Annotated in this window: 22 protein-coding genes; 8 read left to right on the top strand and 14 right to left on the bottom strand. The window is 65.7% G+C overall.

What is annotated here, in order from left to right:
• The first annotated feature begins 145 nt into the window (after nt 1-145).
• The 3 genes from HPS01S_RS03380 to HPS01S_RS03370 are packed head-to-tail and all read left to right on the top strand — an operon-like array spanning nt 146 to nt 4977.
• Nucleotides 146-1393, top strand: a complete 1248-nt coding sequence (locus HPS01S_RS03380; protein WP_066151265.1) for an efflux RND transporter periplasmic adaptor subunit — start codon at nt 146-148, stop codon at nt 1391-1393.
• 30 nt (nt 1394-1423) lie between these two features.
• Nucleotides 1424-4519: an efflux RND transporter permease subunit gene (locus HPS01S_RS03375; RefSeq protein ID WP_066151262.1), complete on the top strand. Its 3096-nt coding sequence runs from the start codon at nt 1424-1426 to the stop codon at nt 4517-4519.
• On the top strand, nt 4516-4977 hold the full coding sequence (locus HPS01S_RS03370; RefSeq protein WP_066151260.1) for a methyltransferase family protein: 462 nt from the start codon (nt 4516-4518) through the stop codon (nt 4975-4977). The genes HPS01S_RS03375 and HPS01S_RS03370 overlap by 4 nt, the downstream gene beginning before the upstream one ends.
• 6 nt (nt 4978-4983) lie before the next feature.
• On the opposite strand, the gene moeA is transcribed toward HPS01S_RS03370, so the two are convergent.
• The 4 genes from moeA to HPS01S_RS03350 all read right to left on the bottom strand — a co-directional run bounded on the left by moeA (nt 4984) and on the right by HPS01S_RS03350 (nt 8909).
• A complete protein-coding gene (gene moeA, locus HPS01S_RS03365) occupies nt 4984-6261 on the bottom strand; it encodes a molybdopterin molybdotransferase MoeA (protein ID WP_066151256.1) in 1278 nt (425 codons plus the stop codon).
• 7 nt (nt 6262-6268) lie between these two features.
• Complete coding sequence (mobA, locus tag HPS01S_RS03360; RefSeq protein ID WP_066151254.1) at nt 6269-6889, bottom strand: molybdenum cofactor guanylyltransferase MobA; 621 nt, start codon at nt 6887-6889, stop codon at nt 6269-6271.
• A 4-nt stretch (nt 6890-6893) separates the two neighbouring features.
• Complete coding sequence (gene moaA / locus HPS01S_RS03355) at nt 6894-8009, bottom strand: GTP 3',8-cyclase MoaA (RefSeq protein ID WP_066151251.1); 1116 nt, start codon at nt 8007-8009, stop codon at nt 6894-6896.
• 75 nt (nt 8010-8084) lie between these two features.
• Nucleotides 8085-8909: a metal-dependent hydrolase gene (locus tag HPS01S_RS03350; RefSeq protein ID WP_066151249.1), complete on the bottom strand. Its 825-nt coding sequence runs from the start codon at nt 8907-8909 to the stop codon at nt 8085-8087.
• Nucleotides 8910-9020: 111 nt separating this feature from the next.
• Here HPS01S_RS03350 and HPS01S_RS03345 point away from each other — a divergent pair, with 111 nt between their 5' ends.
• Nucleotides 9021-9623, top strand: a complete 603-nt coding sequence (locus tag HPS01S_RS03345; RefSeq protein WP_084397048.1) for a TetR/AcrR family transcriptional regulator — start codon at nt 9021-9023, stop codon at nt 9621-9623.
• Between the two features lie 55 nt (nt 9624-9678).
• On the opposite strand, the gene HPS01S_RS03340 is transcribed toward HPS01S_RS03345, so the two are convergent.
• Nucleotides 9679-11739 carry a sodium-translocating pyrophosphatase gene (locus tag HPS01S_RS03340; RefSeq protein ID WP_066151243.1) on the bottom strand — a complete coding sequence of 687 codons (2061 nt, stop codon included), beginning with the start codon at nt 11737-11739 and terminating at the stop codon, nt 9679-9681.
• 240 nt (nt 11740-11979) lie between these two features.
• On the opposite strand from HPS01S_RS03340, the gene ppa reads away from it, so the two are divergent.
• The gene (gene ppa / locus HPS01S_RS03335) at nt 11980-12516 is read left to right on the top strand and encodes an inorganic diphosphatase (protein WP_066151241.1); all 537 of its coding nucleotides are present in this window, start codon (nt 11980-11982) and stop codon (nt 12514-12516) included.
• Between the two features lie 82 nt (nt 12517-12598).
• Here the strand turns inward: ppa and HPS01S_RS03330 are convergent, their stop codons facing one another.
• The 6 genes from HPS01S_RS03330 to HPS01S_RS03310 all read right to left on the bottom strand — a co-directional run bounded on the left by HPS01S_RS03330 (nt 12599) and on the right by HPS01S_RS03310 (nt 16201).
• The gene (locus HPS01S_RS03330; protein WP_066151238.1) at nt 12599-13003 is read right to left on the bottom strand and encodes a bactofilin family protein; all 405 of its coding nucleotides are present in this window, start codon (nt 13001-13003) and stop codon (nt 12599-12601) included.
• A 4-nt stretch (nt 13004-13007) separates the two neighbouring features.
• The gene (locus HPS01S_RS03325) at nt 13008-13487 is read right to left on the bottom strand and encodes a hypothetical protein (RefSeq protein WP_066151235.1); all 480 of its coding nucleotides are present in this window, start codon (nt 13485-13487) and stop codon (nt 13008-13010) included.
• Between the two features lie 7 nt (nt 13488-13494).
• Entirely contained in the window at nt 13495-14085 is a 591-nt protein-coding gene (locus tag HPS01S_RS03320; RefSeq protein WP_084397003.1) for a bactofilin family protein, read from the bottom strand.
• Nucleotides 14082-14540, bottom strand: coding sequence for a bactofilin family protein (locus tag HPS01S_RS03315; protein WP_066151782.1), 459 nt, complete (start codon nt 14538-14540; stop codon nt 14082-14084). Before HPS01S_RS03315 ends, HPS01S_RS03320 begins: the two co-directional genes overlap by 4 nt.
• Nucleotides 14537-14851: a hypothetical protein gene (locus HPS01S_RS21695; RefSeq protein ID WP_157576063.1), complete on the bottom strand. Its 315-nt coding sequence runs from the start codon at nt 14849-14851 to the stop codon at nt 14537-14539. Before HPS01S_RS21695 ends, HPS01S_RS03315 begins: the two co-directional genes overlap by 4 nt.
• A 99-nt stretch (nt 14852-14950) precedes the next feature.
• The gene (locus HPS01S_RS03310; RefSeq protein ID WP_084397001.1) at nt 14951-16201 is read right to left on the bottom strand and encodes a GNAT family N-acetyltransferase; all 1251 of its coding nucleotides are present in this window, start codon (nt 16199-16201) and stop codon (nt 14951-14953) included.
• On the opposite strand from HPS01S_RS03310, the gene HPS01S_RS03305 reads away from it, so the two are divergent.
• Nucleotides 16200-17891: an NAD+ synthase gene (locus tag HPS01S_RS03305; RefSeq protein WP_066151225.1), complete on the top strand. Its 1692-nt coding sequence runs from the start codon at nt 16200-16202 to the stop codon at nt 17889-17891. The genes HPS01S_RS03310 and HPS01S_RS03305 overlap by 2 nt on opposite strands.
• An 81-nt stretch (nt 17892-17972) precedes the next feature.
• Nucleotides 17973-18311: a P-II family nitrogen regulator gene (locus tag HPS01S_RS03300; RefSeq protein WP_066151221.1), complete on the top strand. Its 339-nt coding sequence runs from the start codon at nt 17973-17975 to the stop codon at nt 18309-18311.
• Here the strand turns inward: HPS01S_RS03300 and HPS01S_RS03295 are convergent.
• The 3 genes from HPS01S_RS03295 to HPS01S_RS03285 are packed head-to-tail and all read right to left on the bottom strand — an operon-like array spanning nt 18308 to nt 19838.
• Nucleotides 18308-18895: an LOG family protein gene (locus HPS01S_RS03295; protein ID WP_066151218.1), complete on the bottom strand. Its 588-nt coding sequence runs from the start codon at nt 18893-18895 to the stop codon at nt 18308-18310. The genes HPS01S_RS03300 and HPS01S_RS03295 overlap by 4 nt on opposite strands.
• On the bottom strand, nt 18892-19305 hold the full coding sequence (locus HPS01S_RS03290; RefSeq protein ID WP_303741004.1) for a diacylglycerol kinase: 414 nt from the start codon (nt 19303-19305) through the stop codon (nt 18892-18894). Before HPS01S_RS03290 ends, HPS01S_RS03295 begins: the two co-directional genes overlap by 4 nt.
• Complete coding sequence (locus tag HPS01S_RS03285; protein WP_084397046.1) at nt 19293-19838, bottom strand: RDD family protein; 546 nt, start codon at nt 19836-19838, stop codon at nt 19293-19295. The genes HPS01S_RS03290 and HPS01S_RS03285 overlap by 13 nt, the downstream gene beginning before the upstream one ends.
• Nucleotides 19839-20103: 265 nt before the next feature.
• Between HPS01S_RS03285 and HPS01S_RS03280 the strand changes: the two genes are divergently transcribed.
• A complete protein-coding gene (locus HPS01S_RS03280) occupies nt 20104-21885 on the top strand; it encodes an acetolactate synthase 3 catalytic subunit (RefSeq protein WP_066151207.1) in 1782 nt (593 codons plus the stop codon).
• Nucleotides 21886-21953: the final 68 nt, after the last annotated feature.

The following is a 21953-nucleotide window of genomic DNA, read 5'->3' as shown; positions in this document are numbered from 1 at the left end:
GAATCCCGATGAACGGGTGACCGTTCTCGCGGGGCTTCGGGAACTTGTGCAGCGCAGCAGCGTCTGCGCTGATACATTGCGTTTCTTTCTCCGTCTCATTCGCAGCACGGACGCTGCATGAGGCCTTCGTGGACACGAAGACTACATGGCACAAAAACTCTACGTCTGGGTCGCTGTGGGCGGCATTGCGCTGGCGTCGGCCGGCGCCTGGTGGTTTCAGAACCGTCCCGCTGCAGGTGCACAGCAGGCCGCACCGGGCACTCCCGCTTCCCCCGGTGCTGCCGGTGGACGGCCCGGCCAAGGCGGTGGTGGCATGCCGGGGGTCGAGGTCACCAAGGTCCAGACCCAACGGCTGCAGGACGATGCCCAGTCCGTCGGCACCCTGCGTTCGCGCCAGAGCGTGACCCTGCGGCCCGAGGTGGCCGGTCGCATCGTGCAGATCGCGGTGTCGGATGGTGCCCGGGTGCGCAAGGGCCAGTTGCTGGTGCAGATGGACGACACGTTGCAGAAGGCGGAACTGAGCCAGGCCCAGGCGCAGCTGTCGATTGCGCGCGCCAACCTCAAGCGCAACGAGGAGCTGGTGGCCCAGGCCTTCGTTGCCCAGCGGGTGCTCGATGAAAGCCGCGCCGCCCTCCAGGTGGCCGAGGCCCAGGTGTCGCTGGCGCAGGCTCGCTTGGCGCGTATGCGCGTCGTGGCGCCCTTCGACGGCACGGTGGGCCTGATCAACATCAACCTCGGCGAGTACGTCAAGGACGGTGCCGACCTGATCAACCTTGAAGACACCTCGCAGCTGACGGTGGACTTCCGCCTGCCCGAGCGCTACCAGAGCCTGGTGGCGGCGGGCCAGTCGGTGCAGGTTCAGCTGGATGCTCTGCCAGGCCAGAACTTTCAGGCCCGCATCCAGGCGGTCGACCCGCTGCTGGACGCCAACGGGCGCTCGGTGGCCGTGCGGGCGGTGCTGCCCTCGACAGCGGGCAAGGACCTGCGCCCGGGCATGTTCGCGCGGGTCAACACCGTGTTTTCGGTCAACGACGCGGCCCTGGTCGTGCCCGAGGAGGCCATCGTGCCGCAGGCGGGCAAGCAGTTCGTCATCAAGCTGCGCAAGGAAGGCGAGGGCGATGGCGCCAAGCTGGTCACCCAGCGCACCGAGGTCCGCATCGGCGTGCGCCGCGCCGGCCAGGTGGAAATCACCGACGGTGTGGCGGTGGGCGACACCGTGGTGGTCGCCGGGCAGCAGCGGCTGCAGCAGGACGGGACCGCCGTCCGTGTGGTGGACATGAGCCGGCCCGAAGCCGGCCAGCCAGGCGCTGGCAAGGGCGGGCCACCGGCCGGCGCTCCCTCAGCCAAGCCGGGTGATGCGCCTGCGGGCGGCAAACCGCCCGCAGCGGGCTGAGGCCGTTCCGCACCGCACAGGAGCCCGACCATGCAACTGCCCGAGATTGCCATCCGCCGCCCGGTCTTCGCGAGCGTGCTGTCCCTGTTGATCCTGCTGGTGGGCCTGGTGGCCTTCCAGGGGCTCACGGTGCGCGAGTACCCCAAGATCGACGAACCGACGGTCACCGTCAGCACCACCTTCACCGGGGCCTCCAGCGAGGTGGTCGAGTCGCAGGTCAGCAAACCGCTGGAGGATTCCATTGCCGGCATCGAGGGGGTGGACGTGATCACCTCCATCAGCCGACAGGAGCGCAGCCAGATCACGGTGCGCTTCAAGCTCGAACGCGACCCCGACTCGGCCGCTGCCGATGTGCGCGACAAGGTCAGCCGGGTGAGGCAGCGCCTGCCGCAGGGCATCGACGAGCCGGTGATCGCGAAGGTGGAGGCCGATGCCTTTCCGGTGATCTGGCTGGCCCTGACTTCCGACACCCACAGCGCGCTGCAGCTGTCCGATCTGGCCAACCGAATCGCCAAGCCGGTGCTGCAGACCGCGCCGGGTGCTGCCGAGGTGCGGGTGTACGGCGAGCGCAAGTACTCCATGCGCATCTGGGCCGACCCCGACCGCCTCGCGGCCTATGGGCTCACGGTGCAGGACATCGAGGATGCGCTGCGGCGTTCCAACCTCGAGGTGCCGGCCGGTCGCATCGAGAGCAGCCAGCGCGAGTTCAACGTGACCGCCGCCACCGACCTGCAGACGCCGCAGCAGTTCCGCGACGTCACCATCCGCAACGTCAACGGCCTGCCGATCCGGCTGGGCGACGTGGCGCGGGTGGTGCAGGGCCCTCAGGACGAACGCAGCTCGGTGCGCCTGAACGGCCGCGACTCGGTGTCGCTGGGCGTGATCCGCCAGGCCACGGCCAACCCGCTGGAACTCTCGGCGGGAGTGCGCCAGTTGCTGGAGAAAGTCAAGGCCGACCTGCCGCCCGGCATCAACGTCGACATCGCCAACGACAATTCGGTCTTCATTGACCGCTCGATCAAGGCGGTCTACACCACCATCGCCGAAGCGGTGGTGCTGGTGGCACTGGTGATCTTCGTGTTCCTGCGAACGCTGCGCGCCTCCATCATTCCGCTGGTGACGATCCCTGTCAGCCTGGTCGGCTCCTTCGCGCTGATGGCGCTGTTCGGTTTTTCCATCAACACCCTGACGCTGCTGGCGCTGGTGCTGGCCATCGGTCTGGTGGTGGACGATGCCATCGTGGTGCTGGAGAACATCTACCGGCACATCGAGGAGGGCATGAAACCTTTCGACGCTGCCATCAGAGGGGCGCGCGAGATCGGCTTCGCGGTGGTGGCCATGACGCTGACGCTGGCGGCGGTGTACGCGCCGCTGGCCTTCACGCCCGGGCGCACCGGACGCCTGTTCGCCGAGTTTGCGCTTGCCCTGGCCGGCGCGGTGGTGGTTTCGGGCTTCGTGGCGCTGACGCTCTCGCCCATGATGAGCAGCAAGCTGCTGCGCCACAACCCCAACCCAGGCTGGTTCGACAGAGGCATGGAGCGCGTGCTGGTGGCCATCACCAACGGCTACAGCCGCATGCTGGCCGGTGCGCTGCGGGTGCGCTGGCTGGTGGTGGGCATCATGCTCGCCAGCGCGGTGGGCAGCTGGTGGCTGCTCAAGACCACCAAGCAGGAGCTGGCGCCGCTGGAGGACCGGGGCGTGATCCTGGTCAACATCAACGGCCCGGACGGCGCCACGCTGAACTACACGCGCCGTTACGCCGAAGCGGTCGAACGGATCGGACAGGACTACCCGGAGTTCGACCGCATCTTTGCCAACATCGGCAACCCGACCGTGGCCCAGGGCTCGGTGTTCCTGCGTGCCACACCCTGGGAAGAGCGGGAGCGCAGCACCCTGGAAATCGCGCGCGAGCTGCAGCCCAAGATCGGGGCGCTGCCGGGCATCAGCGCGTTCCCGATCACGCCGCCCTCGCTGGGCCAGGGCTTCCGCGAGCGGCCGATCAACTACGTCATCGTCACCAGCGACAGTTACGAAAACCTCTCGCGCACGGTGCGCCGCTTCCAGGACGAGATGGCGAAGTACCCCGGGTTCCAGCAGGTCGACACCGACCTGCGGCTGAACAAGCCGGAGATCCGCATGGACGTGGACCGCGAGCGCGCCGCCGACATGGGGGTGAGCGTGGACGCCATCGCCCGCACGGTGGAGACGCTGCTGGGTGGGCGCACCGTGACCCGCTACAAGCAGGGCGGCGAGCAGTACGACGTGGTGGTGCAGACCGACCGCACGCAGCGCAGCGCGCCCGACGACATCGACCGCCTGTTCGTGCGCGGACGGGGGGACGCCATGATTCCGCTGGCTTCGCTGGTCAAGGTCAGCGAGGTGGTGGTGCCGCGCGAGCTCAACCACTTCGGTCAACGGCGCAGCGCCTCCATCACCGCCAACCTCGGTCCCGAGCTGGCGCTGGGCGATGCGCTGCAGATCATGAACACCATCGCGGCCGAGGTGCTGCCGCCGGGCTACACCACCGACCTCAACGGCCAGAGCAGGGAGTTCCGCAGCTCGTCGGGTTCGCTGGCCATCGTGTTCGCGCTGTCGCTGCTGTTCATCTTTCTGGTGCTGGCGGCCCAGTTCGAGAGCTTCGTCGACCCGTTCATCATCCTGCTGTCGGTGCCCTTGTCCATGCTCGGCGCGCTGCTGGCGTTGCGGCTTACGGGAGGCACACTCAACGTGTTCAGCCAGATTGGTCTGATCACCCTGGTGGGGCTGATCTCCAAGCACGGCATCCTGATCGTGGAGTTCGCCAACCAGCTGCGCGAGCAGGGCCAGTCCAAGCTGGAGGCCGTGACCGCAGCCGCCGCGCTGCGCCTGCGCCCCATCATGATGACCACTGGTGCCATGGTGCTCGGAGCCCTGCCGCTGGCGCTGGCCTCCGGCGCGGGCGCCGAGAGCCGCCAACAGATTGGCTGGGTCATCGTGGGCGGAATGTCGGTGGGCACGCTGCTGACCATCTTCGTGGTGCCGACCATGTACATGCTGCTGGCGCGCACCCGGCACGGCTCGCGCGTGCTGCCGCAGGAGACCGCCCAGGTGCCGTCGCATCCCGGTGACGTGCTGGTGGCCAAATGAGCTGGCTCGAACACCGGGTGCCGCCGCCCCTGGTGGGCCTGGTCACCGCGCTGCTGATGGTCTGGGCGGCCGGCGGCCCCGAGTGGCATGTGCCCACCGGGTCGAACGGACTGTCGTTGGCGCTGCTGGTGCTGGTCGGACTGTCGTTTGATCTCGCGGGGCTGCTGGCCTTCCGCGCGTCGCGCACCACGGTCAATCCGCTGCGCCCCGAGCGTGCCTCATCCTTGGTCACGCGCGGCGTCTACCGCATCACCCGCAACCCCATGTACGTCGGCATGGTGTTCCTGTTGCTGGCCTGGGGCGTCTACCTCGCGCACTGGCCGGCGTTGCTGTTGGGGCCGGTGGCCTACGTCCTGTACCTCACCCGGTTCCAGATTGCGCCCGAAGAACGGGTGCTGCTGGGCCTGTTTGGCGAGGAGTACCGCACCTACATGGCGCGTGTGAGGCGCTGGCTCTGAGGCGGCTCAGATCGCGCCGTCGAACATCATCACGTCGACCGGATCGCCCACGGCCACGTTGCCCTGGTCGTGGTGCAGCACGATCAGGCCGTTGCCTTCGACCATCGAACGCAGCACGCCCGAGCCCTGGTTGCCGGTGGTGCGCACCCGCAGCGTGCCGTCGGCCTCGCGCGTGACGATGCCGCGCTGGTACTCGGTGCGGCCCGGCTTCTTGCGCAGCGCCTCGGCGCTGCGGGCCTGCAGCAGGACCGGCTCGCAGGCGGTGCAGCCCATCATGCGCTGCAGGGCCGGACGCACGAAGGCCAGGAAGGTGACCATCACGGCCACTGGGTTGCCAGGCAATCCGAAAAGCACCGACGACTTGCCCTCCTGGACGATCCGGCCCACGGCCATGGGCCGTCCGGGCCGCATCGCGATGCGCCAGAACGCCACGTCGCCCAGCTGCTTCATCATGGCCTTGGTGTGGTCGGCCTCGCCCATGCTCACGCCGCCGCTGGTGATGATGGCGTCGGCCTCGGTCGCAGCACGACGGAATGCGGCTTCGAGCGCGGCCGGCTCGTCCTTGACCACGCCCATGTCGAGGACCTCGATGCCCATGCGGGTGAGCAGGCCGAAGACGGTGTAGCGGTTGCTGTCGTAGACCGCGCCCTCGCGCGGCGCCTCGCCCAGGCTCAGGATCTCGTCGCCGGTTGAGAAGTACGCCACCTTCAGGCGCCGGAACACGGGGACGGTGGGCAGGCCCAGGCTGGCAATCAGGCCCAGCGCCGCCGGTCCCAGGGTCTGGCCGCGCGCCAGGGCGGGGCGGCCGGCCATCAGGTCTTCGCCAAGCAGGCGGCGGTTGTCGCCCTGGCGGACCACGTCGGCCGGCACGGTGACTGTCTCGCCCTCGACCTTCACGAACTCGATGGGCACCACGGTGTCGGTGCCGGCGGGCATGATGGCGCCGGTCATGATCTTCACGCAGTCGCCCGCACCCGCCTGGCCGCTCCAGGCCTGGCCTGCGTAGGCGGTGCCCAGGCAGCGCAGCACCAGTGGCTGCCCCGGCTGCAACTGGCCGCCATCGAATGAGAAGCCGTCCATGGCCGAGTTGTCGTGCGGCGGCACACTGATCGGCGAGACCACATCCTCCGCCAGCACCCGCCCCAGGGCGCCGAACACGCCGCAAGCTTCTGTTTCGCTGACCGGTGTCACCAGCCGCGCCAGGAACTCGTTGACGTCTGCAGCCCTGAGGGCCTTCGGGTCGTAGCCCTGCAATTCGGCGGCAATCTGTTCAATCGTCTTCATCGGTCCATCACGGTTTTTCGAGGGCGTGCAGTTCGTCCAGCGTGTTGGCATTGGTGAACGCCAGCGGGTCGTCGCCCGAGCGGTCAAACGGCACCACCACGGTGCGGTGCTGGCCGGTCCAGTGGTCGATCTTGCGGCCACCGCCGCGTGTGAAGTCGGCCAGGCTTTCGAGCAGGTCCACCTTCATCAGGCAGAACACCGGCTGGGACCGCCATTGCCCGTCGTCCTCGCGGGCGGCCGCCATGGCGATCTCTGTGTCGGGCGATTCAAAGGCTTTTGCCAGACGCCGTGCCAGGTCGAGCGGAAAGCGCGGCGAGTCGCAGGGCACGGTCAGCAGCCAGGGGGTTTCGCAGCGCTCCAGACCGGTGAGAAAGCCCGCCAGCGGTCCGGCGAAATTGTCGAGTGTGTCGGGCCACACCGGGGTGCCGAAGGCCTCGTAGGCCGAGAGGTTGCGGTTGGCGTTGACCATCAGGTCGCCGACCAGACCTCCTTCCTGCATCTGCAGCCGCATCAGCGCGTTCAGCGCCAGCGGCGTGCCGTGGAAGTTCTGCAGCCCCTTGTCGACGCCGCCCATGCGCGAGCCGCGCCCGCCGGCCAGGACCAGCCCGGTGATGTCTCCCGCTTGCATGGGTTCAGCCTCCGATGTAGCTCATTTCGATGCGGCGCCCGCCCGCGCTCTGGTCTGGCGGCATGGAGGCGCGCAGTTCCGAGTAGCGGTCGTCACGGCCCTGCCAGATGCCGGCGATGGCGCTGGCCAGTTCGGCGTCGCTGGCACCACCGCGCACCAGCGGCTTGAGATCATGTCCCTGGGTGGCGAACAGGCAGAGATAGAGCTTGCCTTCGGTGGAGAGGCGGGCGCGGTTGCAGTCGCGGCAGAAGGCCTGCGTCACGCTGCTGATCACGCCAATCTCGCCGCTGCCGTCGGCGTAGCCCCAGCGTTCGGCCGTTTCACCGGGCGCCGACGGGTCCAGCTGCACCAGCGGCAGTTCGCGGTGGATCAGCTGCACCACCTCGGCGCTGGGCATCACCTCGTCCATGCGCCAGCCGTTGGTGGCGCCCACGTCCATGTATTCGATGAAGCGCAGCACCGCACCGGTGCCCTTGAAGTGGCGCGCCATCGGCAGGATCTCGTGCTCGTTGGTGCCGCGTTTGACCACCATGTTGATCTTCACCGGGCCCAGTCCGGCCTCGCGCGCCGCCTCGATGCCGCGCAGCACATCGGCCACCGGGAAGTCGACATCGTTCATGGCGCGGAACACGGCGTCGTCCAGCCCGTCCAGACTCACTGTGACGCGGCGCAGCCCGGCGGCTTTGAGATCGCGCGCCTTGCGTTGCAGCAGCGAGCCGTTGGTGGTGAGCGTGATGTCCAGCGGCCTGCCTTCGGTGGTGCGCAGTGCGGCCAGCTGCTCGATCAGGATCTCGATGTTCTTGCGCAGCAGCGGCTCGCCGCCGGTGAGGCGGATCTTCTGCACGCCATGGGCCACGAACTGGCGCGCAATGCGGGTGATTTCCTCGAAGCTGAGCAGGGCGCTGTGCGGCAGGTAGGGATAGTCCTTGTCGAAAATCGACTTGGGCATGCAGTAGCTGCAGCGGAAGTTGCAGCGGTCGGTGACGCTGATGCGCAGGTCGCGCAGCGGCCGCCCGAGCGCATCGCCGAGCAGACCGGTGGCAGCAATCGGTGTGGTGGGAACGACCGCGGCGCGGGTCGTCATGCGTTGGTCGACCAGGGGAATCACGCGTTCGGACATGGCGAGATTATGGTCGACCCTGCATAGCCCAGTCTGGACACACGGGCTCTGGGCAGGGACAATACCCGCGGGCACTCAGGCGCTGCTGCCTACCCGCACGAACACCTGGGCGTTGGCAGCCAGCCAGCGCTCGGACAGCTCGCTGTGTTGCTGGGTCGGGTGGAAGTCTCGTCGGAAGTAGCGCTTCCATGGCGTGTAGCTGGTGCGCAGCAGCCCGTCTCGTCCGAGCAGGTGCCGGGCGGCGCTGCGCCAGGTGGACCAGCGCCACAGCGTGCCGTCGGCGCGCAGGTTGGAGACGGTCTGCCGAAGCGCGTCGCCGAGGAAGAACACGGTCACGCGGCGCATCCAGCGCAGCCGCCAGGCTTGGCTGCCACCCAGGGCCTGGTAGATGTCGAAGGCTGTGGACTTGTGCTCGGCTTCCTCAGCGCTGTGCCACAACCACAGAGTTTTCAGCCGGGGTTCGCAGCCATCCAGCAACTCGGGGTGTGCGAGCATCCACTCGGCGAAGAGGGCTGTGAAATGTTCGTTGGCTGCCGTGATGGCCACACCGTGGCGCACATCGGCTCCGTCCATCCGTGCCAGCCGCCGACGCGCTCTGGGCTCCCAGTGGTTGGTCAGACCATGTTTCTCGATCTGGGCGTTGAACAAGGCGTGGATGCGTCGGTGCGTGGCCTCCTGGCCCACAAAGCCCTGGACCTCGTCGCGCAGCGGCGCCTGTTGTTCCGGTGGCAGGGCCTTGAAGCCGGCGCGCACCGAGTCGATGAAGAACTGCTCGCCGATCGGGAAGCTCATGGACAGGGCGTTGAACCAGGCGGTCAGGAATGCGTCACCGCCGCACCAGTGGCGTTCCACGGGCTGGTCCAGATCGATCAACAGGCGGCGGACGACAAGTTCGGTCATGGCTTCAAGCGGTTGGTGGTACCGGTTGGTACCGAATTCGCCATGGTCTTGCTTTCAGGCATGGGTGTCAAGCCGGCAACCCCTGTGATCCCGCGGCCTAAGATGTCGGTCATGGCCTTGAACCAGACCACACCGAAGACCTCCAACGGCAGCGAACACCGGCGACGCCTGCTGCAAGGCATGGCCAGCGTGGCCGCCACCAAGGGGCTTGCCGCAGTGACCATTGCCGACGTGGTGCGTGAGGCGGGTGTCTCCAAGCGCACCTTCTACGAACACTTCGAGAGCAAGGACGCCTGCTTCCTGGCCCTGTATCGGGCGGTGAGCATGAGCGCCCTGAAAACCCTGCGGGACTCGGTGTCGGCGGAGCGACCCTGGCAGCAGCAGCTGGAGCAGGCGTTGCAGGCCTACCTCACGCACATGGCGGCCAACCCCGAGCTGCTGCGGACCCTGTTCATCGAGATCCATCACCTGGGAGGGGCGGGCGAACGGGCTCGCCGGGACGTCATGAATGCGTTGGCCGCGTTCATGGTGGAGACCCTTCGCCGCGGGTCAGGGGAGAGCAGCATCGACGAGGGACTGGCACTGGCCGCGGTGGGCGGCATCAACGAACTGATCCTGCAGGCCATCGAACAGGGGCGGGTGGCGGAACTGCCCGCCATGACGCCTGTGGCCAGCGAGGTGGTGCGCCGCCTGGCGTGTTCGCCCGTGGTATGAACCGGCTCTGCTCCTGGGCCATGCGCTGTGACCGCCGGAGCAGGCGTCGAAGCGATCAGACCATCGGCAGCAGCGGCACGATGAGCAGTGCCACGATGTTGATGATCTTGATCAGCGGGTTCACGGCCGGGCCGGCGGTGTCCTTGTAGGGGTCGCCTACGGTGTCACCGGTCACGGCCGCCTTGTGGGCTTCGCTGCCTTTGCCGCCGTGGTGGCCGTCCTCGATGTACTTCTTGGCGTTGTCCCAGGCACCGCCGCCCGTGCACATGGAGATGGCGACGAAGAGACCGGTCACGATGGTGCCCATGAGCAGGCCGCCGAGGGCCTTCGGGCCGAGGAAGACGCCCACGAGGATGGGCACCACCACCGGCAGCAGGCTGGGCACGATCATTTCCTTGATCGCGGCGCCGGTCAGCATGCCCACGGCCTTGCCGTATTCCGGCTTGGCGGTGCCTTCCATGATGCCGGGGATTTCCTTGAACTGGCGGCGCACTTCAACCACCACCGCACCGGCCGCGCGGCCGACCGCTTCCATGGCCATGGCGCCGAACAGGTAGGGGATCAGGCCACCGATGAACAGGCCGATGATCACCATCGGGTCGGAGAGGTCGAAGCTGACCGCGTGACCGTAGGTTTCCAGCTTGTGGGTGTAGTCGGCAAACAGCACCAGCGAGGCCAGGCCTGCCGAGCCGATGGCGTAGCCCTTGGTCACGGCCTTGGTGGTGTTGCCCACGGCATCCAGCGGATCGGTGATGTCGCGCACGCTGCTGGGCAGCTCGGCCATCTCGGCAATGCCGCCCGCGTTGTCGGTGATGGGGCCGTAGGCGTCCAGCGCAACCACGATACCGGCCATGCTGAGCATGGAGGTGGCGGCCACCGCAATGCCGTACAGGCCGGCCAGCGAGTAGGCTGCCATGATGGCCACGCAGACGAACAGCACCGGCCAGGCGGTGGAGCGCATCGACACGCCCAGGCCCGCGATGATGTTGGTGCCGTGCCCGGTGGTGGACGCCTGGGCGATGTGGCGCACCGGCGAGTACTGGGTGCCGGTGTAGAACTCGGTGATCCACACCAGCGCAGCGGTCAGCACCAGGCCCACCACCGTGGCCCCGAACAGGCGCACCTGGCTGCCGGCGGCGGCGATGGCGTTGTCCGGGATGATGGCGGTGGTCACGAAGTAGAAGGCGATCAGCGAGAGCACGCCCGCGATGGCCAGACCCTTGTAGAGCGCCGGCATCACGTTCTTCATGCCCGGGCTGGCCTTGACGAAGAAGCAGCCGATGATGGAGGCGATGATGGACACGCCGCCCAGCACCAGCGGGTACAGCACGGCCTGCATCGGTGCGGCCACGACCATCAGGGCGCCCAGCACCATGGTGGCGATCAGCGTCACCGCATAGGTCTCGAACAGGTCGGCCGCCATGCCGGCGCAGTCGCCCACGTTGTCTCCGACGTTGTCGGCGATCACCGCCGGGTTGCGCGGGTCGTCCTCGGGAATACCGGCTTCCACCTTGCCCACCAGGTCGGCACCCACGTCGGCGCCCTTGGTGAAGATGCCGCCGCCCAGGCGCGCGAAGATCGAAATCAGCGACGAGCCGAAGGCAAAGCCGATCAGGGGATTGAGCAGCTTGGCCAGGTTCTTGTCGGGCGTGAGGTTGCCGTTGCCCACGAGGAACCAGAAGAAGCCGGCTACGCCGAGCAGGCCCAAGCCCACCACCAGCATGCCGGTGATGGCACCGCCGCGGAAGGCCACGTCCAGCGCCGGGCCGATGCCCTTGGTGGCGGCCTGTGCGGTGCGCACATTGGCCCGCACCGAGATGTTCATGCCGATGAAGCCGCAGGCGCCCGAGAGCACAGCGCCCAGCACGAAACCGATGGCCGTGGGGCCGTCAAGAAACACGCCGATCAGCACGGCCAGCACGACACCGACGATGCCGATGGTGGTGTATTGCTTGGCGAGGTAGGCGGCAGCGCCGGCCTGGATGGCACCGGCGATTTCCTGCATGCGGGCGTTGCCCGGGTCTTGGGAAAGAATCCAACTGCGGGACCAGAAACCATAGACCACGGCCACCAGCCCGCACACCAGCGCAAAGATCAGCGCAGTTTGTCCAACCATAGATTTCTCCTGCTCCGTAACGTTTGACTTGGAGGGGGCAACGCTGAGAGGACTACCCCCGCTGCGTTGCTTCCTCGCGTCCGTCACGCACCCGGGGCGGGTGGGGCAGGGCGATTGGCCAACGAAGTGAATGTAGCGGGAATTGCTTCAGACACGAACTGATATGGATCAGGAAGTCAGGTTGGAATCAGTAAAATCAGGGTTAATCACTAGCGTTTTCTTCAACTTTCCAAAGAACCCATGTCTCTCGACAACGTCACCCCTGGCGACAAGATCCCCGAAGCGTTCAACGTCATCATCGAGATCCCCATGAACGGCGATCCGATCAAGTACGAAGTGGACAAGGAATCGGGCGCGATCTTCGTGGACCGTTTCATGAACACCGCCATGCACTACCCGACCAACTACGGTTATGTGCCCAAGACCATCGCCGGCGACGGCGACCCGGTCGATGTGCTGGTGGTCACCCCCGTGCCGCTGATGCCTGGTGTCGTGGTGCCCTGCCGCGCCATCGGCATCCTGAAGATGACCGACGAAGCCGGGGAGGATGGCAAGGTGCTGGCCGTGCCGACGAACAAGATCCTGTCGCTCTACAGCCGCTGGACGAAGCCGGAAGACCTGAACCCGATGCGCCTGAAAGCCATCGAACACTTCTTCGAGCACTACAAGGATCTGGAGCAGGGCAAGTGGGTCAAGGTCGCGGGCTGGGAAGGTCCCGAGTCTGCGCACAAGGAAATCATGGACGGCATCGCTGCATACAACAAGGCGCAGGGCTGATCTTTCACCGCCACCTTCGAGGTGTCGGGCGCAAAAAAGCCTGCCAAGTGGCAGGCTTTTTTTGTGGGCGCAGCAGACGGGGTCAGTTCTGCGCTGCGTCGATGTCGCCCCGGTACTCGATCTTGCCGCGCACCCGGGCGCGCGGATGAATGTCGATCAGCTCGTCGTAGCTGGCGTCGCCGATCAGCGTGGCCGAGCCGGTGATTTCCAGCGCCTTGCGGGCGATCACGGCGCCGATCACCTTGCCTTCGATGAACACATAGTCGGCCTCGAGCCGGGTGTTCTCGATCACGCCAGTGGCGCCCACATGCAGGGTGCCGCCGGTTTCGAAGGTGATGTTGCCTTTGAGCTGGCCGTCGACCTTGATGCCCTGGTCGCGCGTGGTGTGAAAGTTGCCGTCGAACACGGCGCCTTCGGCGATCAAGCTGGTGATGGCGGAAAGGCGCTCGGCCGGAACGAGGCGCGTGGACGCAGGGTTGTGGCTCATGAGATCAGGGCTCCTTGCTGTGCAACCAGTTTTCAGGGGTGAGGGTTAGTGTATCGGGAGATGTCAGCGCTTCAACGGCTGTTGTCGTTGCGTTGGCGGCGAATTCAAGCTGCGCGTTGGCGTGCAGATTCAGCGGCGTCCAGTCAGTTTCGGCAATGGACTCCGGAGGGTCCACAGCAGCCGGCAAGGGCGCGTACATCGCAGCCTCTGCTTCGATCATTCGTGGCTCGGCTGCTGCGGGCGTTGCCGGGAGCCAGCCTGCCAGGTAGCCCGCGGCGAACAGCAGTGCCAGTGCGGCCACCAGCCAGGGCAGGTACCGCAGGGCGAACCAGACGATCCAGCGCCAGACGATCCTGCGCCGTCCCACACGCCGGTCCCGGCGCCAGCTGGCCTGGAGCGCGGCCAGACGCACCGCCTCGGAGTCGGGGACCGACGACTGGCGGGGAGCTGGCGGTTGCTGGTGTTCGCTCCGCTGCCACTGCATGAGGCCGTCAGGTCACTTTCCGGGCGGGTGCCACGCGTTCGAGCGTGGCGTTCAGATCGGCGCCGTTGACCTGGATGCGCCCGTAGCGCACCAGTCCGTGAACGCTGGCGGAGTCGTGCAGGGACACTTCGCCCTGGCCCGAGTCGAGCACACCATCGGTGTGCCCCATGACGGAGATCTTGTGGGCGGTGATGTCCCCCTTGACGCGCCCGGTTTCGGTGATCACCACCGACACCTGGATGCCTTCGGCCTGCGTGAGGTTGCCATCAATCTGGCCCGCCACGCTGAACGGCCCCTTGAGCAGGGCGTTGCCCACAAAGTGCATGCCGTCGGCCAGCATGCTGCGGGCCGAGGCCACATCGGTCGCGTCGATCTCAGGCATGGTGCTGTCCTGAGCCTGCAGCATGGGAATCGGTTCTGCCATGGCCGGCGGCATGGCGCGGCCCACGTCCACCTCCAGCGCCTGCGGCAGGTCGGATGCAGGTTGCTGCTCCGGACTGGGCACGGCTGGGAAGCTGTTCTGGTCGTTCATCATGGTCTGGGATCCTGGGTGCTGTTCGAGGTGGCGTTCGGGAGGGATATAGCGGCGTGCTTTCATGATCGGCCTCCGGGTGCTCTCAAGGGCTGCTGGGACTGGACATCATGCAACACGGGCAGGGTGCTTCCCAACTTTAGCGTCTTGAACGGCCCGCGAAGATCCGCGCCCTCGTACAGCTGCAATCGTTTGGCCATCAGCGTGCCCGTGGACACACCGGTCTGGGCTACATAGGCCATGCCGTGGCATTCGAGCTGCGTGTCCTGCGCCGAACCTTCGGTCACGCCGAGCTGGCCAAACAGGTACAGGTCGCCCTGCACGCGCACCGTGCCCCGCACCACGCCACCCTTCCAGATGATGAGCCGACCGTTGACCCGAATCTGCCCGGAGATTTCTCCCTGGACCAGCAGACCGCCTTCGAACAGCAAGTCTCCCTCCAGCCGGCTCCCGGCAGCCACCCGGTTGACCACGTTCATGGCGATCGGGTCGATCGTCAGCGTGTCCTGTGGCAACTTCATTTCCACAGCAGCAGCCACCAGGACACGGCCGACCCGGTCAGCGATAGTAAACCCAGAACCGCCACCCACAGCGCATGACGTTCCATCAGGCGGCGGACACGACCCGGCCGGGTCCTAGCGGTACCGGGTGGTGTGGCATGGCGGAGCAGCGCCCATTCCTGCCAGAGCTGGCTCAGACGGCTTTCGCCGGTGACCAGATTGATGTGCAGGCCTTCCGCTTTTGAACCACCGGGCTGGCGGCGCCGGCCGAGCAGGACAGTGAACGGCGCGCCCACAACGGTCTGGGTGAAGAAGGCGTCAGTCGGGTCCATGGTTCTCGATTGTAGGGAGAGCGTAACAAGTCGCTGAGAGCGTTTGCGCAGGTCGAGTGCCACGAAGCATTCGGTGAAACACGCCCGGGTACGGCGTGACTACGCCAGATTGTCGGGAGTGGTCGCTGGTGGCACCCCCGCGGATGCACGAACCGGATTGCGCTCTGCCAGATGCGAGAGATAGCTGTCCACGCCGCTCTCCTCGCGCTCCAGGAAACGCGCCACCGCATCGGAAAATGCCGGGTGGGCCAGCCAGTGGGCGCTGCTGGTGCGCGTCGGCAGGAGCGCCCGGGCCATCTTGTGTTCGCCCTGGGCCCCGCCTTCGAATCGCTCGAACCCATGGTCAATGCACCAGTTCAGGGGCTGGTAGTAGCAGGCCTCGAAATGCAGGCAATTCACCCGTTCCAGCGCGCCCCAGTAGCGGCCGTACGCCACCCGCTGTGATGCGTCGATGCCCACCAGGCTGCTCGCAATCGGACGTCCATCGCGTTCTGCGACGAACATCAGCCAGTGCTCGGGCATGTCGCGGGCCATGCGGGCAAAAAAATCCGGCTGCAGGTAGGGCGCATTGCCGTGCTCCAGGTAGGTGCGCTCGTAGCAGCTGTAGAAGAACCGCCAGTCTGCGGGGCTGATGTCCCGCCCCTGTGCATGGCGAAACTGCACGCCGGCGTCGGCGACCTTGCGCCGCTCCTGGCGGATCTTCTTGCGCTTGTCCTGCTGCAGGCTGGCCAGAAACTGATCGAAATCCAGATACTTCTGGTTGTGCCAGTGAAACTGGACCGTGTGGCGCAGCATCAGCCCGGCGTCGACGCAGGCCTGCTGATCGCGTGGCTGGGCAAACAACAGGTGCAGCGACGAGAGTTGCTGTTCCTGACAGTAACGGAGCAGCGCCTGCAGCAATGCGGCGCGCGATGCATCGTCGCGCGCCAGCAGCCGGGCGCCAGGCACAGGGGTGAAAGGCACCGCCACCAAAGCCTTGGGGTAGTAGGAGAGGCCATGCTGCTCGTAGGCGTTGGCCCATGCCCAGTCGAACACGTATTCGCCGTAGGAATGCTGCTTCAGGTACAGCGGGCAGGCCGCCACCATGTGTCCACTGTCCCACAAGGTCATGAAGGCTGGCCGCCACCCGGTGCGGTGGGTGGCACTGCCGCTGGCATCCAGCGCCGCCAGATACTCCAGCCGCATGAAGGGGCTGGGGTCGGCCTCGAGTTCCAGCAGGGCATTCCAATCGGCGAGCGGGATTTCCGCCGGCACGGTGAAAACCCGGGTGACATAATCTTCCACCCCCCCGCCGGGGCCAGGCGCTCCGGCGGTCGTTCCCTGTGTTGTTCCCCTTGATTCCGATTCCATGACGCTCAAGATTTGTGTGGCCCAACTCAACTTCGTGGTGGGGGACATGACTGGCAACGCCAGGCGCATTGTGGAAGCGGCGCGCAGCGCCCATGCGGGCGGTGCGCAGCTGCTCGTGACACCTGAACTGGCGCTGTGCGGCTACGCGGCCGAGGACCTGTTCCTGCGGCCAGCCTTCATCGACGCCTGCGATGATGCGCTCAAAGTGATCGCCAGCGGCACGGCCGACCTCAAAGGCCTGCACATCGTGGTGGGACATCCGGCCCGCAAAGGCGACGAAGCAGGGATGCGCAACCGAAGCGTGTCGGTGGCCAGCCTGTACAACGCTGCGAGCGTGGTCTGCGAGGGGCGCATCACCCACACCTACGCCAAGCGCGAGCTGCCCAATTACCAGGTTTTTGACGAGCGTCGTTACTTTGTTCCGGGGAGTGACCCCTGCGTATTCGATGTTCTGGACAGCACAGGGCAGTCTGCGAAAGTGGGCCTGCTGATCTGTGAGGACGCCTGGTTCGACGAGCCGGCAACCGATGCCCGAGTCGCCGGTGCCGAGGTGCTGGTGGTTATCAACGCCTCGCCTTTTCATGCAGGCAAAGGCGGCGAGCGGGAGGCCACCATGCGCGATCGAGCCCGGGCGGTGGGTCTTCCGCTGGTGTATGCCCACCTGGTAGGCGGGCAGGACGAAATCGTGTTCGAGGGGCGCAGTTTTGTCCTGGGCTCCGACGGGACGCTGGTGGGCCGTGCCGTCAGCTTTGAAGAGACGCTGTTTGACATTGCCATGACCCGGGCCGGCGGTGGCTGGCAGATCGAGGCCGGCATGGACCGGCCGCACAGCCTGGAGGCCGATCTCTGGCACGCGTTGGTGCTGGGGGTGCGCGACTACGTAGGCAAGAACGGCTTCCCCGGGGCGCTGCTGGGGTTGTCGGGCGGTATCGACTCGGCCCTGGTGCTGGCGATTGCGGTCGATGCGCTGGGCAAGGACCGGGTGCGGGCTGTGATGATGCCGTCCCCATACACAGCAGACATTTCCTGGATCGACGCGCGCGACATGGCGGCGCGCCTGGGGGTGCGCTACGACGAGATCGCCATCGCGCCAGAGTTCGAATCATTCCGGGCGTCGCTTAACCCCCTGTTCGAGGGGCGTCCCGAGGACACCACGGAGGAGAACCTGCAGGCGCGCATCCGCGGCACGTTGCTGATGGCGCTGTCCAACAAGTTCGGCTACATCGTGCTGACCACCGGCAACAAGAGCGAGATGGCCACCGGGTATTGCACGCTCTACGGCGACATGGCCGGGGGTTTTGCGGTGATCAAAGACGTTGCCAAGACCATGGTGTTCCGCCTGGCGCGCTGGCGCAACGCGCACGATCCCTATGGCACCGGAACGAACCCGATTCCCGAGCGCATCATCACGCGACCGCCCAGCGCCGAATTGCGGCCGGACCAGAAGGACCAGGACAGCCTGCCGGAGTACGAGGTCCTGGATGCCATCATCGAGCGCTACATGGAGAACGACCGCAGCCCGGACCAGATCGTGGCGGAGGGGTATCCGCAGGCCGATGTGGACAAGGTGGTTCGGCTGATCCGCATCAACGAGTACAAGCGGCGCCAGGCACCCATCGGCATTCGCGTCACGCACCGAAGTTTCGGCAAAGACTGGCGCTATCCGATCACCAGCCGGTACCGCGCCTGACACGCCCGAGTGCCCCATGGGGGCAGACACCCTTGGGCATAATTACCCGGCAACTTTGCCCGCCTGACTGGAGACCCCGACATGAAGCAGATCACCGCCGTCATCAAACCGTTCAAGCTGGAGGAGGTTCGGGAGGCGCTCGCCGAACAAGGCGTGACCGGTCTGACCGTGACGGAGGTCAAGGGTTTCGGTCGCCAGAAGGGTCACACCGAGCTCTACCGCGGCGCCGAATACGTGGTGGATTTCCTGCCCAAGGTCAAGCTGGAGGTGGTGGTGAAGTCGGACGACGTGGACCGTTGTGTCGATGCCATCGTGCGCGCCGCACGCACCGGCAAGATCGGTGACGGCAAGATCTTTGTGACGCAGGTTGAACGCGTGGTGCGCATCCGTACCGGTGAAGAGGACGAAACCGCGGTCTAAACCCGGTCCAAGTGGTCGGCGGGCGTGATGCCCCCGGCCTGTACCAGTTCCGGCAGCAGCTGTTGCCAGTCGGATCCCACGCGGATCAACTCCATCTGCCAGGGCCCCATGAACTGCTGGTCGACACCGGTTTGCATGAAGCCCAGAAGACCATCGTAGTAGCCATCGACATTGAGCAGGCCGACCGGCTTGTCGTGGTAGCCCAGCTGGCGCCAGGTCCAGACCTCGAAGAACTCCTCGAACGTACCGATGCCGCCAGGGAGGGCGAGGAAAGCATCGGCCCGCTCGGCCATCATGCGCTTGCGCTCGTGCATGGTGTCGACCACATGCAGTTCGCTGCAGCCCTTGTGGGCCCATTCCCGCTCGACCAGTGCCTTGGGAATGATGCCGACCACCCGGCCGCCGGCCGCCAGTGTGGCGTCGGCCAGCAGCCCCATCAATCCGTTGTGTCCGCCGCCATAGACCAGCTGGCCGCCGTGGCGTCCGATCCACTCGCCCACAGACCTCGCAACCTGCGCGTAGGCAGGATTGGCGCCCGGTCGAGAGCCACAGTAGACGCAGAGAGAGAACGCAGGTGATTTCATGAGATTCGATGGATGATGGCTGCAACCCAGGTGCCGGCACACAGCAACAGGCTGAGCAGTACCGCGGCACTGCCCATGTCTTTGGCGCGCTTGGACAGTTCGTGCCATTCAGGTCCGATGCGGTCGATGGCCGACTCCACGCCGGTGTTGAGCAACTCGACGATCAGCACCAGCAGTACCGAGCCCGCCAGCAGAACGACCTCCACCCAACTGCGACCCAGCCAGAGGGACGACGGCAGCAGCAATGCGGCAGCGAGCATCTCCTGCCTCAGCGCCGTTTCCTGCCAGCCTGCGCGCAGCCCCGCCATGGAGTAGCCGAAGGCGTGCCACATCCGGCTGAGTCCGTGCCGGCGCTTCTGGGCGTCGGTGGGCTCGAGAGGGGTATCGGACGCGGTTTTCACAGATGCCAGAGTTTGCGCGGACGAGGAGGCAGGTCGGGCTTGAAATGCACCAGGCGTGTGCCAGCCAGCGCGTCATGGACAAACTGGCCCTGCGCGTGGAACCGGGAGAGCAGGGCCCAGACCAGCACCCATCCGATCACGATGACCGACAGTTCCCCCGCGGGCAGCCTGAAGACCCCTCCAGCGGCCAGCGGCGGCAGGAACCACAGCCAGCTCAGCAGATAGCGAACCAGCGCCCTTGTCTGGGTCAGGGCATGTCCGTTGGCGTCGACGACACGGATGTGCCAGGTCTTCATGGCCAGCGTCTGCCCCTTGGCCCAGAACCAGACGAAATAAATGCCGAACACGATGAACAGAAACGCCTGCTGCCAGTGGCGGTTGTCCAGTGCGTTTCGGGTCTGGGTGAGTGTGGAAAAAAGATAGCCCGCGATGAACACCACGCCAAAGAGCAGTGTGCCCTCGTACAGCCAGCAGGCCATGCGGCGCATCAGCGGAGGTGCGATGAGAGAGGACGGAGTGGCAGGGACAGGAGAGGCTTGCATCATGGGGCGAGGGACAGCGGGCGATTGTCGCACCCCGCGACGGGTGCTTTGCGCAACGTTTCTGAACATCTTGGCGGGTCATGCGCGAAGGTTCGTGTTGCAGTGCGATAATGTCAAACTGCAATTCAAAAAAGCAAACGGGTCATGGTCCGGCGGGGTATGTGTCCGCTCATGTCCACTGGCCTCAAGTTCCGACACCGCTTCACGAGAGTAGGTGAAGGAGCACCCAAGGTATTTCGTCAGAGAAATTCTCGAAAGGTTGATCATGGAAATCTCCAAGGCCGAACTGGCCTCGGCCGCTGCTGCTGCCGGCCAATCCCCCGCATCCGAACAGCTCATGGGCGCCGAAATCATGGTGCGCGCCCTGCAGGCCGAAGGTGTGAAGTACATCTGGGGCTACCCCGGTGGTGCGGTGCTCTACATCTACGACGCCCTGTACAAGCAGGACACCATGCAGCACGTGCTGGTGCGCCATGAGCAGGCCGCCGTGCACGCCGCAGACGGCTACGCCCGTGCCACCGGCGATGTGGGCGTGGCGCTGGTCACCTCGGGGCCGGGCGTGACCAATGCCGTCACCGGTATTGCCACGGCGTACACCGACAGTATTCCCATGGTCATCATCGCGGGCCAGGTGCCCACAGCGGCCATCGGCTCGGACGCATTCCAGGAATGCGACACCGTAGGTATCACGCGACCCATCGTCAAGCACAACTTCCTGGTCAAGGATGTGCGCGATCTGGCCGACGTGATGAAGAAAGCCTTCCACATCGCCCGCACCGGTCGTCCGGGTCCTGTGGTGGTGGACATTCCGAAGGACGTGTCCTTCAACAAGGCCACCTGGACCGGTTACCCCGAGTCGGTGGAAATGCGCTCCTACAACCCGGTGCGCAAGGGGCATGGTGGCCAGATCCGCAAGGCGCTGCAGCTGCTGCTGAACGCCAAACGACCCTACATCTATACCGGTGGTGGCGTTCTGCTTGGCAACGCGGTTCCCGAGCTGCGTACCCTGGTTGACCTGCTGGGCTACCCGGTCACCCACACCCTGATGGGTTTGGGCGCCTATCCGGCGACCGACCACAAGTTCCTGGGCATGCTCGGCATGCACGGCACCATCGAAGCCAACCACGCCATGCAGAACTGCGACGTGCTGCTGGCGGTGGGTGCACGCTTTGACGACCGCGTGATCGGCAACCCCAAGCACTTTGCTTCGGTGGAACGCAAGATCATCCACATCGACATCGACCCTTCGAGCATCGCCAAACGCGTGAAGGTCGATGTGCCCATCGTGGGCGACGTCAAGGATGTGCTGACCGAGCTGATCAACATGATCAAGGAAGCTCAGGCAAGGCCGGACGAGAAGGCGCTGGCCTCCTGGTGGGACACCATTGAGGGGTGGCGTTCGCGCGACTGCCTGCGCTATGACCGCACCAATACGCAGGTCATCAAGCCGCAGATGGTGGTGGAAACGCTCTGGAATCTGACCAAGGACGACGACTGCTACATCACGTCCGACGTGGGCCAACACCAGATGTTCGCGGCGCAGTTCTACAAGTTCAACGAGCCTCGGCGCTGGATCAACTCGGGCGGCCTGGGCACCATGGGTGTGGGTCTGCCATACGCCATGGGCATCAAGCTGGCCAAGCCCGATGCCGACTGCTGGTGCATCACCGGCGAAGGCTCTATCCAGATGAACATCCAGGAGCTGTCCACCTGCCAGCAATACGGCACGGCGGTGAAGGTGTTGTCCCTGAACAACCGCTATCTGGGCATGGTGCGCCAGTGGCAGGAACTGATTTACCAGGGCCGTTACAGCCACAGCTACATGGATGCGCTGCCGAACTTCGTCAAGCTGGCCGAAGCCTACGGTCACGTTGGCATACTGGTCGAGCGCCCACAAGATGTGGAAGCCGCATTGCGTGAAGCGCGTTCCATCAAGGACCGCTGCGTCTTCATCGACGTGCGCACCGACCCGACGGAGAACGTCTGGCCCATGGTGGAGGCCGGCAAGGGCATCACCGAAATGCTGCTGGGCTCAGAAGAGCTCTGACTTTCCCTCCGCACCCGGCGCTGCGCGCATCAGTGTGCAACGCCAAGGTGCTTCCCTTCGACGAATCT

Source organism: Hydrogenophaga pseudoflava NBRC 102511 (assembly GCF_001592285.1).
GTDB lineage: Bacteria > Pseudomonadota > Gammaproteobacteria > Burkholderiales > Burkholderiaceae_C > Hydrogenophaga > Hydrogenophaga pseudoflava.
This window is presented reverse-complemented; position numbering and strand designations above follow the sequence as displayed.

What these genes read in the sequence shown, in the direction of transcription:
- HPS01S_RS03370 (WP_066151260.1), top strand. Translation starts at nt 4,516, where the DNA reads ATGAGCTGGCTCGAACACCGGGTGCCGCCGCCCCTGGTGGGCCTGGTC.
- HPS01S_RS03325 (WP_066151235.1), bottom strand. Translation starts at nt 13,487, where the DNA reads ATGCAGTGGCAGCGGAGCGAACACCAGCAACCGCCAGCTCCCCGCCAG.
- HPS01S_RS03310 (WP_084397001.1), bottom strand. Translation starts at nt 16,201, where the DNA reads ATGGAATCGGAATCAAGGGGAACAACACAGGGAACGACCGCCGGAGCG.
- moeA (WP_066151256.1), bottom strand. Translation starts at nt 6,261, where the DNA reads ATGAAGACGATTGAACAGATTGCCGCCGAATTGCAGGGCTACGACCCG.
- HPS01S_RS21695 (WP_157576063.1), bottom strand. Translation starts at nt 14,851, where the DNA reads ATGGACCCGACTGACGCCTTCTTCACCCAGACCGTTGTGGGCGCGCCG.
- HPS01S_RS03305 (WP_066151225.1), top strand. Translation starts at nt 16,200, where the DNA reads ATGACGCTCAAGATTTGTGTGGCCCAACTCAACTTCGTGGTGGGGGAC.
- HPS01S_RS03295 (WP_066151218.1), bottom strand. Translation starts at nt 18,895, where the DNA reads ATGAAATCACCTGCGTTCTCTCTCTGCGTCTACTGTGGCTCTCGACCG.
- ppa (WP_066151241.1), top strand. Translation starts at nt 11,980, where the DNA reads ATGTCTCTCGACAACGTCACCCCTGGCGACAAGATCCCCGAAGCGTTC.
- mobA (WP_066151254.1), bottom strand. Translation starts at nt 6,889, where the DNA reads ATGCAAGCGGGAGACATCACCGGGCTGGTCCTGGCCGGCGGGCGCGGC.
- HPS01S_RS03375 (WP_066151262.1), top strand. Translation starts at nt 1,424, where the DNA reads ATGCAACTGCCCGAGATTGCCATCCGCCGCCCGGTCTTCGCGAGCGTG.
- HPS01S_RS03320 (WP_084397003.1), bottom strand. Translation starts at nt 14,085, where the DNA reads ATGAAAGCACGCCGCTATATCCCTCCCGAACGCCACCTCGAACAGCAC.
- HPS01S_RS03315 (WP_066151782.1), bottom strand. Translation starts at nt 14,540, where the DNA reads ATGAAGTTGCCACAGGACACGCTGACGATCGACCCGATCGCCATGAAC.
- HPS01S_RS03380 (WP_066151265.1), top strand. Translation starts at nt 146, where the DNA reads ATGGCACAAAAACTCTACGTCTGGGTCGCTGTGGGCGGCATTGCGCTG.
- HPS01S_RS03330 (WP_066151238.1), bottom strand. Translation starts at nt 13,003, where the DNA reads ATGAGCCACAACCCTGCGTCCACGCGCCTCGTTCCGGCCGAGCGCCTT.
- moaA (WP_066151251.1), bottom strand. Translation starts at nt 8,009, where the DNA reads ATGTCCGAACGCGTGATTCCCCTGGTCGACCAACGCATGACGACCCGC.
- HPS01S_RS03340 (WP_066151243.1), bottom strand. Translation starts at nt 11,739, where the DNA reads ATGGTTGGACAAACTGCGCTGATCTTTGCGCTGGTGTGCGGGCTGGTG.
- HPS01S_RS03345 (WP_084397048.1), top strand. Translation starts at nt 9,021, where the DNA reads ATGGCCTTGAACCAGACCACACCGAAGACCTCCAACGGCAGCGAACAC.
- HPS01S_RS03280 (WP_066151207.1), top strand. Translation starts at nt 20,104, where the DNA reads ATGGAAATCTCCAAGGCCGAACTGGCCTCGGCCGCTGCTGCTGCCGGC.
- HPS01S_RS03350 (WP_066151249.1), bottom strand. Translation starts at nt 8,909, where the DNA reads ATGACCGAACTTGTCGTCCGCCGCCTGTTGATCGATCTGGACCAGCCC.
- HPS01S_RS03285 (WP_084397046.1), bottom strand. Translation starts at nt 19,838, where the DNA reads ATGCAAGCCTCTCCTGTCCCTGCCACTCCGTCCTCTCTCATCGCACCT.
- HPS01S_RS03300 (WP_066151221.1), top strand. Translation starts at nt 17,973, where the DNA reads ATGAAGCAGATCACCGCCGTCATCAAACCGTTCAAGCTGGAGGAGGTT.